The sequence below is a fragment of the Streptomyces spiramyceticus genome, from assembly GCF_028807635.1.
GTDB lineage: Bacteria > Actinomycetota > Actinomycetes > Streptomycetales > Streptomycetaceae > Streptomyces > Streptomyces spiramyceticus.
The window spans coordinates 1,780,860-1,795,511 of the sequence record NZ_JARBAX010000002.1 but is presented as its reverse complement, the minus strand read 5'-3'; the positions used below and the strand labels follow the sequence as shown (position 1 = coordinate 1,795,511).

At 69.5% G+C, this 14,652-nt stretch carries 14 protein-coding genes and 2 pseudogenes; 6 read left to right on the top strand and 10 right to left on the bottom strand.

Translation table 11 applies throughout. The annotated features are described in order from the left end of the window. Positions 1-46: 46 nt before the first annotated feature. Positions 47-466, top strand: coding sequence for a DsrE family protein (locus PXH83_RS31730; protein WP_274565006.1), 420 nt, complete (start codon positions 47-49; stop codon positions 464-466). Between the two features lie 659 nt (positions 467-1,125). Here PXH83_RS31730 and PXH83_RS31725 read toward each other — a convergent pair. Genes PXH83_RS31725 through PXH83_RS31705 form a run of 5 tightly spaced genes read right to left on the bottom strand, consistent with a single transcriptional unit; the run spans position 1,126 to position 5,608 of the window. Continuing rightward, positions 1,126-1,833: an ABC transporter ATP-binding protein gene (locus PXH83_RS31725; RefSeq protein WP_274565005.1), complete on the bottom strand. Its 708-nt coding sequence runs from the start codon at positions 1,831-1,833 to the stop codon at positions 1,126-1,128. Further along, complete coding sequence (locus PXH83_RS31720) at positions 1,830-2,591, bottom strand: ABC transporter ATP-binding protein (RefSeq protein ID WP_274565004.1); 762 nt, start codon at positions 2,589-2,591, stop codon at positions 1,830-1,832. The genes PXH83_RS31725 and PXH83_RS31720 overlap by 4 nt, the downstream gene beginning before the upstream one ends. Further along, on the bottom strand, positions 2,588-3,556 hold the full coding sequence (locus PXH83_RS31715) for a branched-chain amino acid ABC transporter permease (RefSeq protein ID WP_274565003.1): 969 nt from the start codon (positions 3,554-3,556) through the stop codon (positions 2,588-2,590). Before PXH83_RS31715 ends, PXH83_RS31720 begins: the two co-directional genes overlap by 4 nt. Beyond that, the gene (locus PXH83_RS31710) at positions 3,553-4,431 is read right to left on the bottom strand and encodes a branched-chain amino acid ABC transporter permease (RefSeq protein ID WP_274565002.1); all 879 of its coding nucleotides are present in this window, start codon (positions 4,429-4,431) and stop codon (positions 3,553-3,555) included. The genes PXH83_RS31715 and PXH83_RS31710 overlap by 4 nt, the downstream gene beginning before the upstream one ends. A gap of 1 nt (position 4,432) precedes the next feature. Continuing rightward, positions 4,433-5,608, bottom strand: coding sequence for an ABC transporter substrate-binding protein (locus PXH83_RS31705; RefSeq protein ID WP_274565000.1), 1,176 nt, complete (start codon positions 5,606-5,608; stop codon positions 4,433-4,435). A gap of 381 nt (positions 5,609-5,989) precedes the next feature. Here PXH83_RS31705 and PXH83_RS31700 point away from each other — a divergent pair, with 381 nt between their 5' ends. After that, complete coding sequence (locus PXH83_RS31700) at positions 5,990-7,618, top strand: carboxylesterase/lipase family protein (protein WP_274564999.1); 1,629 nt, start codon at positions 5,990-5,992, stop codon at positions 7,616-7,618. 117 nt (positions 7,619-7,735) lie between these two features. On the opposite strand, the gene PXH83_RS31695 is transcribed toward PXH83_RS31700, so the two are convergent. Further along, on the bottom strand, positions 7,736-7,882 hold the full coding sequence (locus tag PXH83_RS31695) for a hypothetical protein (protein WP_420803278.1): 147 nt from the start codon (positions 7,880-7,882) through the stop codon (positions 7,736-7,738). Between the two features lie 4 nt (positions 7,883-7,886). Next, on the bottom strand, positions 7,887-8,114 hold the full coding sequence (locus PXH83_RS32700; RefSeq protein WP_420803277.1) for a hypothetical protein: 228 nt from the start codon (positions 8,112-8,114) through the stop codon (positions 7,887-7,889). Positions 8,115-8,182: 68 nt separating this feature from the next. Here PXH83_RS32700 and PXH83_RS31690 point away from each other — a divergent pair, with 68 nt between their 5' ends. The 3 genes and pseudogenes from PXH83_RS31690 to PXH83_RS31685 form a co-directional block, all read left to right on the top strand. Further along, positions 8,183-8,449: a cytochrome P450 gene (locus PXH83_RS31690; RefSeq protein ID WP_274564998.1), complete on the top strand. Its 267-nt coding sequence runs from the start codon at positions 8,183-8,185 to the stop codon at positions 8,447-8,449. After that, positions 8,356-8,910, top strand: a pseudogene (locus PXH83_RS32695) (cytochrome P450); the annotation flags it as partial. The gene PXH83_RS31690 and the pseudogene PXH83_RS32695, both read left to right, overlap by 94 nt. A gap of 421 nt (positions 8,911-9,331) precedes the next feature. Continuing rightward, positions 9,332-9,928, top strand: a pseudogene (locus tag PXH83_RS31685) (type 1 periplasmic-binding domain-containing protein); the annotation flags it as partial. Positions 9,929-9,973: 45 nt separating this feature from the next. On the opposite strand, the gene PXH83_RS31680 reads toward PXH83_RS31685, so the two are convergent. The 3 genes from PXH83_RS31680 to PXH83_RS31670 form a co-directional block, all read right to left on the bottom strand. Next, positions 9,974-10,789: a lysyl oxidase family protein gene (locus PXH83_RS31680; protein ID WP_274564997.1), complete on the bottom strand. Its 816-nt coding sequence runs from the start codon at positions 10,787-10,789 to the stop codon at positions 9,974-9,976. A 63-nt stretch (positions 10,790-10,852) separates the two neighbouring features. Next, positions 10,853-11,272, bottom strand: coding sequence for a YybH family protein (locus PXH83_RS31675; protein WP_274564996.1), 420 nt, complete (start codon positions 11,270-11,272; stop codon positions 10,853-10,855). Further along, positions 11,269-12,798: a purine-cytosine permease family protein gene (locus PXH83_RS31670; RefSeq protein WP_274564994.1), complete on the bottom strand. Its 1,530-nt coding sequence runs from the start codon at positions 12,796-12,798 to the stop codon at positions 11,269-11,271. The genes PXH83_RS31675 and PXH83_RS31670 overlap by 4 nt, the downstream gene beginning before the upstream one ends. A 146-nt stretch (positions 12,799-12,944) precedes the next feature. On the opposite strand from PXH83_RS31670, the gene PXH83_RS31665 reads away from it, so the two are divergent. Next, positions 12,945-14,462, top strand: a complete 1,518-nt coding sequence (locus tag PXH83_RS31665; RefSeq protein WP_274564992.1) for a PucR family transcriptional regulator — start codon at positions 12,945-12,947, stop codon at positions 14,460-14,462. Positions 14,463-14,652: the final 190 nt, after the last annotated feature.

Here is a 14,652-nt window from a genome sequence, read left to right as displayed (position 1 = left end):
TGAGGTGCAGAAACCAAGAACAGGCACCCGAGGCTGGGAGGCAGCCATGGAGAAGCTCGCCATCGTGGTACGGGACGACGCCTACGACAAACTGCTGACGCCCCTGACCTTCGCTTGGCTGTACGCGGAGAAGGGCGTCCAGGTCGACATGCTGTTCGTGCTCTGGTCCGTGCGCGTACTCACCAAGGAGGGCGCCGACGCGGTGCGGATCGAAGGCCGACACAGCGGTGCGGACGCGGACGCCCTACGCCAGAAGATGATCGAGGACGGTGAGCCGACGGAGATCCTGGACTACCTCACCTTCCTCAAGGGCACCGGCCATGTGAACCTCTACGCCTGCCGTCTCGCCGCCGGAAGCTTCGGGGTCGACGAGTCGAACCTGATTCCGGAAGCAGCGGGCATTGTCAACGCCACGTGGTTCCTGGAGGAGAAGGCGATCCCCGCGGACCATTGCCAATACTTCTGAAAGCCGGATGGCACGGAGGACGCCCCGCTGTGCCCCACCCAGCGCGTACGAGGGACGCCGCCCCTCGCTGATGCGCCCGGCGCACCCCCGAACGGTGTGCCGGGCCGACCCCCTGGAGCCGACGGCTCCGCCGTGTGCCACCAGCAGCAGTGGCCACCTGACCCGGGACCAGGTACAGGAGGACGGCAACGGGCGGCGGGATGGGGCCATGTCCCCCGGTCGACTGTCGTCGAAGAGCAGGTCACTTGGGCGGAAGTCCGCCGCGTAGCCGCGGGCATAGGCGATCCAGGATTCGAGGTCGGCGAGGGCACGCCAGTTCGGCACGGCGGGCGCTGCACGTCGTCCGTATAACAGGACGAGCAGGGGCTGGCCACCGCACTGACGGCCGATCAGCTCACGCTCCCGGGCCGTGGTCGCAGGCATCAGCCAGCGGCCGGCCTGTGCCTGGCCGGACAATCCAACGTGCAGATAGCGGTAGCCTCCAGCCGTCTGATCGTGAAGGACCGAAAAGCCCAGGATGTCGCGGTAGAAGACCAGGGCGGCATCTGCATCCGCGACGAGCACCACCGTGCGGCCGAGCGTGGAGAACAGGTTCTGATCGGGAGAAGAGGCCATGAGTGAAGCCTCCAGGTGATGGACAATCCCGTTCGGTCGTCCGGTCAGTCGACGCCCAGCAGGCGCCTCCGGTCCTCGGGTCGGGATGCAAATTCCGCGCAGGCTGCTTGGTGGACGATGTGGCCCTTCTGCATGACGGCCACGTTCTGGGCGACGGAGAAGGCGAGCCCCAGGTCCTGTTCGACGAGGACCACCGACATGCCCTGCGCGCTCACCTCGCGGATCACCTCGCCCACTTGGGCGACGATCGCCGGAGCGAGACCGTCGGACGGCTCGTCGAGCAGCAGCAGACGCGGATTGCCCAGCAGGGCGCGGGCGATCGCGAGCATCTGCTGTTCCCCGCCGGAAAGCTGGTCGCCGCGATGGCCGAGCCGCTCCCCCAGCCGCGGCAGCAGGTCGAGGATGCGGGCCCTTGTCCACAGGCCCCGCGCCGGACGCCGCGAGGCGATCGCCAGGTGCTCTGCCACCGTCAGGGGCGCGAAAACACGGCGCCCCTGCGGAACGACACTCACCCCGGCCCGTGCGATCACATCGACACGGGCCCCGGCGATCTCCCGGCCGTCGATGGTGACGCTGCCTTCGTAGGGCCGGACGAATCCCACGACGGTCGAGATGAGGGTGGTCTTCCCGACCCCGTTGCGCCCGAGGACAGCGAGGGTCCCACCTTCGTCGAGGTCGAGATCGATACCGTCCAGGACGGTGCCCCCGGCGTAACCGGAGCGCAGCTCACGCACACTGAAGAACGGCTTCACGAGGAGACCTCCTTGGTGCCGAGGTAGGCACTCTGGACCTCGGTGGAGGCGCGCACCTCATCCGGAGAGCCGGTCTTCAGGTGTCTGCCGAGGTGCATGACCGTCACCGTGTCGGCGAGCTCGAAGACCATGTCGAGATCGTGTTCGATCAGGAGTACGGTCACCTCACTGGGCAGAGCGGCGATCAGTTCCGTGAGTCGCGCCGTCTCCGCCGGCGACATCCCGGCGGCCGGCTCGTCCAGCAACAGCAGCCGGGGTTCGGTGGCCAGAGCGACGGCGACCTCCAGCTGCCGCCGTTCGCCGTGCGAAAGGGCGGCCGCCTGGGCGTCGTGTCGGGTGGGCAGGCCCACTCGTTCAAGCAGAGTGTGCGCCTGCGCGATCGCCGTCGCCCGGGCACTCACCTTCCGCCAGCCGCCGAGTCCGGTACCGGCCCGGCGCAACACGGCGAGCAGGACGTTCTCCAGCAAGGTCTCGCGCATGAAGAGACTGGAGTGCTGAAACGTCGCGGCGACACCGAGCCCGACCCGGCGGTCCACGGGCAACCGGGTCACGTCCTGCCCGTCGACGAGGATGGTTCCGGCGGTCGTCGACAGCGTTCCCGAGATCAGGCCGAACAGCGTCGACTTGCCCGCACCGTTCGGGCCGATGATCGCGTGCCGGGCCCCCGGCCGCACGGTGAGATCGACCTCGTCCAAGGCTCGGAAGGAGCCGAAGTGTCGCGACACCTGGCGTAGTTCCAGTAGATCGAGATCTGTCACGCCGTCCTCTTCCGGGTCAGCTTGGGCGGGAGCCGTACGCCGGCCAGCCCTCTGGGCAGCGTGTAGACGGCGATGACGAAGAAGAGTCCGAGCAACAACGGCCCGCGTCCTGCGACGGCTTCGAGGTTTCCGAGGTAGTCGCGGGTGAGCCAGACGAGCGCGGCGCCGGCACAAGCCCCCCACATCGAGCCGGAGCCTCCGATGACGACGGCAAGCAGCGCCAGGGCGGCGATCTCGAATCCCGCGTCGCCGGGCGAGACGAACCGCTGCACCGACACCCACAAGGCGCCGGCCACGCCCGCCAGCGCACCGGCGCCGCAATAGACAGTCAAGGCGTATCGGCGGGTGGGGTATCCAATCGCGCTCATGCGGCGCTCGTTGTCGCGGATTCCGCGCAGGGCAAGGGCGAACGGTGTCGAGCCCAGGCGGGAGACGGCCGCGAAGAGCACCAGGAATACGGCCAGGACATAGAAGTACACCAGCCCGTCGAGCTCCAGCGCGGGCATGCCGGGCAACGGCACGACGGGCGGGATGCCGGACACACCGTCGGTACCGTTCGTCAGCGACTTCCAGTTGACGGCAGCGCTGTAGGCGATCTCGCCGATGGCCAGCGTCAGCATCAGGAACACCACACCCCGGGCCCGCACGGCCAGCCATCCCGTGGGCACGGCCACCAGCGCGGAGACGCCCGCGGCGATGAGGAGTTGGAGCATCCCGATGTCGGTGAGCCTCGTCGCGACGATCGCCGCCGTATAGGCACCGACGCCGAAGTAGGCCGACTGGCCGAGGGTCGGCAGCCCGGTCAGGCCGGTGAGCAGGTTCACGCTGATCGCGAGAAGGGCGAACACCAGGATCCGCGACAGGGTGCCGATGGTGTACGGGCCGAGGACGAAGGGGGCCGACGCGAGCCCGACGGCAACGGCGGTCACCAACAGCCGCCGTACGGAGGGTCCGAACGGGCTCATGTGCGCACCGCCGGCGAGACCAGGCCGTGCGGGCGGACGACGAGCACGGCCAGCATGGTGCCGAAGAGAAGGAAGGGGGCGTACTCCGGGAGCAGTGCCACCCCCAGTGTCTGGACCTGGCCGATGAGAAGCGCGCCGGCGAGCGCACCGCGCACGGATCCGAGACCACCGACGACCACGACGACGAGCGAGAGGACGAGGACGGTCTCGTCGACTCCCGGCCCGGGCCCCAGAATCGGTGCCCCGAGGACACCACCGACTGCGGCCAGAGCCGCACCGAACGCGAAGACTCCGTACAGGACCTTGCGGATGTCGACACCCAGTGCGCGGACCATGTCCCGGTCCGCGACGGTGGCCCGCACCAGTGCTCCGAGCGAGCTGCGTTCGAAGAAGAGGTACACGACGGTCGCGAGGCCGGTCGCGACGCCGATGAACATCAGCCGGTAGACCGGATAGGCGTGGCCGAGGAGGTCCACCGTCCCGCGGAGGAACGTCGGCGGGTCCGTGGGCAGCACCTCGCCGCCGAAAGCCGCGGCAAGAAGATCGGCGACGATGAAGGTGACACCGAGCGTCAGCACGGCTTGGTCCAGGTGCCCGCGCCGGGCCAGCGGCTGAGTGAGGAACGTCAGCGCCACTCCGCCCATGGTGCCCACCAGAGCACCGGCAGCCAGCGCGAGGAGCAGACCCCACAGGCTCCCGTCGGACAGTGCGTAGGCGACGTAGGCCCCGACGAGGTAGAGCGTGCCGTGAGCCAGGTTGAGCACGTCCATCATGCCGAAGACCAGGGAGAGGCCGACCGCGATCGTGAACAGCAGCAGACCGAAGGCGACCCCGTCGATGACGCTGACGAAGTTGCCGTCCAACCATCCGGCCATGTCAGCCGCCCAGTCGGCCGAGCTCGGAGCTGACGGTGTTGGTCCCCTGCTTGACCTCACGCAGGTACCAGGGCTGGATGGGCGTGCCGCCGCTGTTGAACCGCCAGGTGCCTCGCGGGCTGTCGATGTCCCCCACCTTGGCGATGGCAGCGTTGACCGATTCCGGGGTCACCGTGCCACCGGCCGCCTTGATCGCCTTGTCGAGCACCTGCGCCGCGTCCCATGACGCCATCGCGTAGGTGCTCGGGGCCGACCCGTAGGCGGATGTGTACGCCGGGGCGAAGTGCTTGTTGGCCGCGTTGTCCAGGTCCGCGCTGTAGTTGAGTGCGGTGAGGATGCCGGTGGCCGCCTCTCCCTGCCCCTTGAGCACGCCGCCCTCGGTGAGGAAGCCGGGCGCGTAGAGCGGGATCTTGCCGGCCAGTCCGAAGTCCCGGTACTGCTTGACGAAGTCGACGGCCGCACCGCCGGCGTAGAAGCAGAAGACAGCTTTCGCGCCGGACCGCTCGATCTGCGCGAGGTACGGCTGGAAGTTCTTCGTTCCTGGGAACGGCGTGTAGACCTCCTCCCCCGCGATCTTGCCGCCCGCCGGGAGGAAGGTGGACTTGAAGCCCTCCACCTCGTCCTTGCCCGCCTGGTAGCCCGCGGCGATCAGGAAGACCGGGCCGCCGGCCTTCTCCGCCACGTGCTTGCCCAGCGCCTTGCCGGGTTCATCGTTGACGTACGACGTGCGCCAGATGTACGTGGTCCCGGTCAGCGTCGTCGGCGAGGCGTTCGAGCCGACGAGCGGGACCTTGCTGGTCGCGAACAGGTCCTTGACTCCGTTGATGGTCGCCGAGCTCACCACCCCACTCACCGCCAGGACATGGTCCTGCTTGACCAGCTTCTCCGCGGCCGCCTTGCCCGAGTCGGCCGTTTCCCCTTCGTCGGCAATCACGATCTCCACCTCGCGGCCGCCGAGCTTGCCGCCGTGCTGCTTGACGTAGAGCTCGAAGCCCTGCTTCATGTCGTCGCCGAGCGCCTTGTAGATCCCCGACTGCGGGACGAGGAGCCCGATCTTCACGGGCCCGCTCTGTTTGTTGTCACCGCCGGTCCCAAGGCTGGCACCACCACATGCCGTGGCCAGCAAGAGTGCCGTCGATATGGCGATCAGAGCAACGGGACGAGAACGACGTGCCATGGAAACTCCGTACGTTGTCAACCGGCCCCGGAGGGCTGGATGTTGCTGATGGGGCTGCCTTGAGGGGGCCAGGCGAGGGAGGTCCGGCTCTCAGGGATCGCCTGGCTGCCGGTTGAGATGCGTGTTTCGTCGCTGACCAGACGGGCTCGAAGCCACTGCCGATGCCTGGGCGAGCCCTTGACTGCCCCTACGGGCAGCATCGGAGATGACACGTGTCTATCGCGTTTTCACGACGCTCGTCAAGACTTCGCGAGATAGGCGACCTCGCGAGCGCCGCAACCCTTGACCTCGGCCACGCGTATGTCGCAACACTAATCATCGTCATCTTCGCGCTATGCCGATCTGGCTACGGACTCTTGATCAGTCAGGGAGTGAAGCACCATGACCGACGATCCATCGCGGCGCAAAATCCTCAAGAACAGTGGGGCGTTGGCCGGCGCCGCACTCCTTTCCGGCATACCAGGCGGGGGCACGGCGCAGGCCGCCCTGCGCACGGACGAGCCCACGCCCGTAGTGGAGCTGCCCGCGGGCCGACTGCGCGGAGGCATGGAAGGAGGTCTCACCGTATTCAAGGGCGTGCCCTACGCTGCGCCGCCGATCGGCGCGCTTCGATGGCGGCCGGCTCAGCCCCATCCCGGATGGCAGGGAACGCGCGATGCGACCGCCTTCGGCCCGAGTGCACCGCAGCCCTACCGGGAGGGAGGCGACCAAGTGCTCGGAACGCACGGCTCGCCCCCCTTCGACGAGGACTGCCTCACGCTCAACGTCTGGACCCCCGGAGCCGATGACGCCAAGCGACCGGTGATGGTGTGGATCCACGGCGGCGGCTTCATCTCCGGATCCGGCTCGCTGCCCATCTACTCCGGCGAGACCTTCGCGCGCGACGGCGACCTCGTCGTCGTGACCGTCAACTACCGGCTCGGACCGCTGGGTTACCTCTACTTCGGCGAGGACGGCGCCGGGGGGAACTTCTGGCTCACCGACCAACTCACCGCGCTGCACTGGGTACGGGACAACATCACCGCATTCGGCGGCGACCCGGACAACATCACCGTCGCCGGCCAGTCCGGCGGCGCTCTGTCGGTCGCGGCGCTGGCCGGCGCCCGGCCCAAGGGCCGCCCGCTGTTCCGACGCGCCATCCTGCAGAGCCCGCCGCTCGGGCTGAAGATCCCCACCCGCGCCGAGTCGCTTCAGCGCACCGCTACCTACCTGGACATCCTCGGAGCCAAGAACGTGGCGGAACTACGGGCCGTGCCCTGGCCCCGCCTGATCACCGCCACCTTCGAGATGTTCGGGCGCACCGGACGGTGGGGATACTGGTCGACCCCGTTCCTGCCGGTGCTCGACGGGGTCACGCTGGACCGCGACCCCGCCGACCTGCTGCTCAGCGGCGCCGGGAGGGACATCGACGTCCTGATCGGCTGGACCAGGGAAGAGGCGAACTTCGCCTTCGCGCTCAGCGAGCAGTACGCCGCTGCGACCAAGGATCAGGTACTCACACGAGTACGGGACACCTTCGGGAACCGGGCGGCCCAGGCATACACCGCGTACGAGGAGGCCCGGCCGGGCGCCCGTCCGGTGGACGTACTCATGGATCTGATCACCGACGACCTGTTCCGCATGCCCAGCGTGGCGCTGGCCGAACGGCGAGCGGCCCGCGGACGTCCGGTCTGGGCGTACCAGTTCAACCTCCCGACGCCCGCTCACAAAGGCCAACTCGCGGCCGCACACTGCCTGGAACTGCCATTCGTGTTCAACAACTTCGACAAGTGGTCGCACGCACCCTTCTTGGCGGGGCTGGACCCTAGGGTCCGTGACGGTCTCGCCACGACCATGCACACGTCCTGGATCTCCTTCATCCGCACCGGCAACCCCAACCACCACCCCATGCCGCAATGGGATCGCTACGACCAGAACTCCCGCACGACGATGGCCCTCGACTCGGTCACCACCGCCACCAGCGACCTCGCGGGATACTGGCGCCGCCTGCACCATCCAGCGGCGCCGTAGCCGCGCCGCCGGCCTGCGGCGAGAGGCGTTCCCACCTGGTCCCGCGGTGTTCCGCACCGCGGGACCAGGTGGGCCCTCGGCCTCGATCGAGACACGACCGTACCCACCAGTGCCGTTTCAGGAACTGCGGAGCGTAGATCTCCACAAAGCGAGGAGCTTGGTCCGCTGCGGCAGGCAGACGCAGGCGAAGTTCCGCAGCCACTGGTACGCGCGGTAGGTCCTGTTCTCGACCTTGGTGATGTCGTCACCAAGCCCGACCAGCACCTCGTCAACCCGCGGCAGCCAGCTCAGCCATCGCCCCCTCCGCCCGACGGGCGCGCGGCACCTCAGCCGCGCGGCGACGCCGGGCTGCCCTGGGGGCGGACCAGGTGCCCGAACTGGCCCCGTGGTCCATCAGCCACGACAGATAGAAGAGGCCCTGGTTGAGGTTGATCGATTCGCGGCCGGGCGCCGACGGGTGAGTGGCGTCCTCTGTCCATCCGAAGTGAGTGAGCATAAGAAGCGGAGCAGGAACTGCGCCGAACGCTCGCCCCGCTCTTCCGCGGCATCGTCACCCGCGCGGTCTTGCCCTCCTGGTGGGAACGACTACCGACGCCCGGCAACCGGCGCTTTCAACAGGCCGTCAGAAGTCTGCGCGCAGTCATCAACACCGCCGTGATCGCCCACCGGGCCACCGGCGCCAGCACGGACACCACCGGCGGCGCTCTCCTGACGCAGTTGCTTTCAGCGCGGGACGAATCCGGCCGGAACCTGTCCGACGTCCAGGTCCGCGACCAGATCGTCACCTTCCTGCTGGTCGGCGTGGAGACCACCGGCGCGACCCTGGCCTGAGCCTTCCACGAACTGGCACGGCACCCCGAGGTGGAGCGACGCCTGCACGCCGAGTTGGACGCCGTCCTGGGCGGCCGGCCCCCACTGCGGCGGATCTGCCCGAGCTGGCGCACACCGGACGGGTCATCACCGAGACGCTGCGCACCCACGGCCTGTGGATCCTGATGAGGCGCACGCAGGTCCCGGTCCAGCTCGGTGACACGCAGCTGCCCGTGGGCGCGGAGGTGATCTACAGCCCACACATGTTCCATCACGATCCGAGCCTCTTCCCGGATCCCGAGCGCTTCGACCCTGACCGGTGGCTGCCCGAGCAAGCCGTGACGGTGCCGCGCGGCGCCCTACTGCCCTTCGGGGCCGGCGCGCACAAATGCATCGGCGACAACTTCGCCCTCACCGAACTAACCATCGCGCTCGCCGTGGTCTGCTCTCGCTGGCGCCTGCGACCGGTCCCGGGCGTACGGGTCCGCCCGGTGGCCCCGCGGCGACGTCCACCCCGACCAGCTGGCCGGTGGGAGAGCGGGCAGGGTGAACCGCAGTCGTGGCTGCGGCCGAAGCTGGGCAGCGGGCTGGGCGTCAGCGTCGATGGCCTGGCCGACTTACTGGGCCCGACCGCATCGGCACCAGCCGCCGCCACCGTTGGGGTACTGCCGCCAGCAGTCGTCCCGTCGGCCGTGGTGACGCTGACGGAAGCAGTTTCGGCCGACTCGGCCTTGCTTCTCGGCTTCGCCTCCAGTCCAGCGTGGACGAGCTCGCCCCGGAGCAGCTGGAGGCTGACATCGCCCGGTTGGCCGCCGATTACGTCAGCCAACCCGTCGCCACCCTGTTTCGAGAGATCAGCGGCTTGCGCCAGTTGGGGTTCCACCTGCTACAGGGACGCCAACGGCGGACATCCCGCTCATCGGCTGGCACGCGCTCGCTTCCCCCGGCCCGAGCAGGAGCCCCATGCTCTTCAGCAACATCACCACCAGCGTCGAGGACGTCGCGAAGATCAGCGCGGACTGGATCATCGCGGAGTCCAACGGCAACGCTGGAGTCGTTGTCTTCACCGACGATTCGATCCCGTTCGCCATGAACAAGTCCGAACTGATCAAAAACGAACTCGCCACGTACTCCGTCGCCATCAACGACCTGTCCTTCGCCGATGCCGCACCGGCCCTGCGCGCGGCTGGCAAGCAGGGCAACGCCGCCCCATTCAACATCGGCTCGGGCGACGGCGACCCCTCGGCCTTCCAACACATCAACAGCGGGCAGTTCCAGGCCGCCACCGATCCCGAGCCACTCTCAGAGCAGGGCTGGCAGATCGTCGACGAGTTCAACCGCGCCTTCTCCGGCAACTCCGCCACCGGATACGCCGCACCGGTCCACATCACCACGGCCGAAAACAGCAGCGGGGCGCTTGGTCGCCGCGGTGTACGCGAGTGCGAAGCCGAAGTCGTAGGGCGCGCACGGGCAGGGCATCAGGGGAGACCTCGCCCCTGATGCCCCGCCCCCAGTACCCCACCGGCGCCGCCGCGGCGGCTTCGGTCAGACGCCTGGGCGCGGGCCGCCGACGCCCACCGGTACTCCCTGGCCGATCGTGACCTTCACCGACGTCGTCCGGGGGGCGGTCCGGTTGGACTCGTGCAGGATGCCCAGCGGGTTCGTCGTCATCTCCAGCGTGTACTCCTGCGGCGGCAGATTCATCAGTGCACTGACGTCGAAGGACTGGCCGCCCAGCTCCTTGGCGTAGACGTCCGCCCAGCCGACGGAGATGCCCATCGTCAAGGTCGTCGTGTTGGCGTTGTGCGAGCAGGAGTTGTAGACGGGGTTGACGGGGGAGCCAGGCAGCGTGGAGTCGGCGACCTCCAGGTCGACCAGGCAGAACGCCACCTTCGGCGACTCACGCACCACCTGGCCTCCGGCGTTGATGAGCCGGTAGCGGGAGATGCCGTCCATGTGGAAGTGCTTGTGCTCGTCGTGGTACGTCATCAGCCCGACGGGCACCTCGTACGACGAGCCGTCGGATCGGCTGATCCGCTGGTACGCGGGGATCACGTTGTTGCCCGGAGTAGCGGCCGCGGCCTCCTCCTTGGTACGCCGCCCGGTGACGTGGAGGGCGCCGGAGCCGAGGTTCGCGGGCGCGCCGGTGAAGCGGAGCCAGGTGATGCCGGTGTCGGGCTCACGGACCAGGTCGTTGTCCGCGAGCTCCCGCTGGAGCGGTTCGAGGGCGGGGAGCAGGTCCATCGGGCCGTCAGTGGCCGAGGCCGCGCCGGGGCCGGTGGCCAGCAGCGCGCCGAGTGCCATCACCGCCGCGGCGATCCAGGTCCGGGCCGTGCGTCCGCTGCGTGCTGTGCGTCTCATGACTGTCCTTCCTCTTGTTGGTGGTGTTGCGGTGCACGGGGCCGAGGAGCTCCGGGGAGCCGGTCACGGCTCGGGCGAGAGGTGTTCGTGGACGACGAGCCAGCGCCCGTCCGGGGACCGCCGGAAAACGACGGTCTCCCGTTCCCGCAGTTCCTCGCCGTCGGCGTCGTCCTTCACGGCCAGGCGGGTGCGCACCCGGTGGGTCAGCACTGCCAGACCCTCGGCGACGACGCGTACTTCGGTGTCGTCCGTACGGCAGCCCAGCACCCGGAACCCGACCGCCTCCCAAGCCCGCCACGCGGTCTCGTACGCGGCTCGGTCGGCCAGGATCCGGGGCTGCGTGGGGAGGACGAACGTGGCGTCCTCGGCGAAGGCGGCGAAATAGCGGCCCGTGTCGTGGGCGGCGAAGGCGGCCACCAGGCCGGCAGCGGCGGCCCGCACCTCGGCTTCGGCGCCGGCGCTCCTCCCTCCACCGGCGCTCACCGGTCCACCGCCGGGAAGCCGTCCACGGTGGGGCCGGTGTCGGCGGGCGCCGGGCCGGTGTCGGCGGGCGCCGGTTCCTGCTCGGCGAGTTCACGCTCGCTGGCGGCCACCGCGGGCTCCTCCGCGGAGAGGTCCATCCCGCGGGTCAGCCCGTAGTACAGGACCCCGGAGACGGACAGCCCGACCACGAAGGCCACGTCGATCCCGCCGAGCGCCTCCGCGACGGGTCCGGTGAAGGGGCCCACCACCATGAACGGCGCCATCAGGAGCAGACCGACGCCGTAGGCCAGCAGGCCGCGCCACGCCCAGGCGCCGTAGATGCCGTCGGGTCGCAAGAGGTGGGTGATGGCGTAGTGGCCGCGCCGGACGAAGAAGTAGTCGACCAGGTTCACAGCGGTCCACGGGATCAGCAGGTACAGCATGAGCAGCAGGGCGTTGCCCAGTGCGGTGGAGAAGTCCGCCGAGACGCCGAGGCCCACGCCGCACCAGACGACGGCGAGACCGCAGACGGTCAGAACCCTGGCCCGCCGACCGGGGCGCAGCGGGCGGACCGAGTCGATCCCGGTGAGGACCGTGAGCATGCCGCTGTAGGCGTTGAGCCCCATGGTGGCCACCAGCGCGAGCACCGACAGCAGGGTCAGAACGGCGCCCAGGCCGCCCACCACCTGGTCCCCGGCTTCCAGCGTGCCGGCCAGCGGGTCGCTCACACCGAGGGTGGCGGCCATCCAGGCGCCGATGGGGATGAGCCACATCGGCGAACCCGCGGCGCCGCCGAAGACGGAGGCGACGATGCGCGGCGTCGGGGTGTCGCGGGGCAGGTAGCGCGAGTAGTCGGAGACGTACGGCGCGTACGAGATGTTGTATCCGGCAGCGGCGGTGAACTGCACCATGAACGCGACCAGCGTGAAGCCGCCGGCGTCCGCCGCAGCGTCGGCCGTGCCGGTGACCCGGCCGGTGAGGATGCCGGTCGACAGTAGCAGCCAGCAGGGGGCCGAGCACCAGAACAGCACCTGGAACGCCCGGTGCAGCCAGTCGTGCCCGTACACCGCCAGGACCACCGCGATGACGGTGATGCCGATCCCGACCGCGGTAACGTCCCAGCCGAACACCGCGTTCAGCCCGTTGCCGATGATGATGGTGTCGACGACGTTGAAGCCGACGAAGGTGAACAGCGTCGCCGCCAGGGGAACGATCACTCCCCGGTAGCCGAACTGGCCCCGGGACTGAATCATCTGCGGCAGCCCCAGCTGCGGGCCCTGACTGGCGTGGAACGCCATGAAGAACGTACCCACCGCCAGCCCCAGCGCGCTGGCCAGCACCGTCCATCCGACGGACAGGCCGAGCCCGGGGCCGATAAACCCGAGCGAGAGGGTGAAGGGCTGGAAGTTCCCCTGGAACCAGAAGGGGCCCTGCTTCCACAGTCTGCCGTGCCGCTCGGCGAAGGGAACGTGTTGGATGGAGAGGCTTTCGATGACATCCGCGCCGCTGTGTTCGGCATTTGAGCGCTGGACAGTCCGGACCGCCATGGACCCTCCCGTTGTCGTTCGCTCCGGGACATCACAGCCCGGAACTGAAGGCCCGAGTGTGCGCTCGCCGTCAGTGGAGCGGCAATTGTGCGGCGCTCAAACTCGACCCCTTCCTTTGTGCGCCGCCACGATGCAGCATGTGCGCGATGACAGCACCGACAGCGGCCCTGCGGGTCGACGACCTCGTGCGTTCCCCCGCCCTCCAACTCCGGGTTCTGGCCGGTGAGGACGGCCTGCACCGGCCCGTGTCATGGGCGCATGTGAGCGAGCTGGAGGACCCCACCCCGTGGCTCCTGGGCGCGGAGCTGATCATGACGACGGGGATCGCGGTTCCCCGGACCGCCGTCCGGCAGCGCGCCTACGTCGAGCGACTGGCCGACGCGGGCGTGTCCGCGCTCGCCCTCTCCGCCCGCCTGCATGTGCCGCCGCTGCGCCAGGAGTTCCTGGCGACGGCGGACGAACGGTCCCTGCCCGTACTGGAGTTGCCCTTGCAGGTGCCCTTCATCGCCGTGGCGCAGGAGGTGGCCGCCGCCCTGCAGGCCGGCGCCCGGCGGCAGTTGGGCACACAGTTGCAGGTCTTCGGCGCCCTGCGCTGGCTCGCCGCTGAAGACCTCACCGCCGTGGAACTCTTCCGGAGGCTGGAGCGGCTGTCCGGGTACGCGCTCTACCTGTGCACGCCCGCCGGAGGTCCCCTGCTGCCCGGCGTGCCCATACCCCCTGCGCGGCACGCGGCGCTGCTGCCCGACTCGGCCGACCCGGCCCCGACCGTCCCCGGCGGCTACGTCCTGCCCGTACCCGCGCCCGGCCGGCCCGCCGGATACCTGCTGGCGCTGGAACGGCAGGGCGACCGGCGAGGCGAGGGCGTGGAACCGGCCGGCCTCGGCGTCGTTCAGCACATCGCGACCGTCGCGGCACTGCAGGTGTCCATGGTGCGTCACGAGCGTGAGACGCTGCGCCGCCACGGGGCGGAGACGCTGGCGGAACTTCTCCAGGACGTCCTGGACCCGGAAACCGCCCGCCGGCACCTCACCCGCCTCGGGTTCGCAGCGGACACGGCCGTCCTCCTCGCCGTACTCGACGGAGCGGACGACGGCCCGCTGGACGACGCCGCGGTGGTGCAGTCCCTGGACGACTCGCCCGTACCGCACCTCGTGCTGCGCCGGCATGAGGGCCTGTACGTACTCCTCGCGGACTCCGCGGACGCCCGCTTTGCCCTCGCGGCAGTACCGCGCACCCGGGCCGGCGTCTCACGCCCCTTCGCCCCCGGCGGCCCCTTGGGCCTCGCCCGGCGCGAAGCCGTTCTGGCGCTGCGGCGGGCGGGCACCTCGGGCGAGTCAATGACGGTGTTCAGCGACGACATGACGGAACGCTGGCTGCACGACGACCCGTCCGTCCTGCACGGCCTGGTGGACCAGGTACTCGGCGCGGCGCTGCGGTACGACGCCGAGCACGGCAGCGCGCTGGTTCTCTCGGCGCTGACCTGGCTGGAGCGGGACCGCTCCACCGAGGAGGCGGCGCACGCCCTACACATCCACCCCAACACCCTGCTCTACCGCCTGCGCCGCTTCGCCGCTCTCAGCGGCAAAAACCTGTCAGCCACGGCCGACCTGACCGAGGTATGGCTCGCCCTACAGGCAGCCCACCTCTGCGGCCGACTCCCCTGACGCCAGGCCCCGACGCGCGCCCCGCACTCACGCGCACAGGCCGAACACGCCGGTCAGGCGCCCTTTGCCGCGGGCGATGGCGTGCCGGATCTGTGCGTCCCGATGGTTCGCGGTGCCCGACAGGTCGTAATGAAAGCGGTGCGGGTCGCCGAGCGGGTTGCCGTGCGCGTCGAGCTGGTAGGCGGCGAAG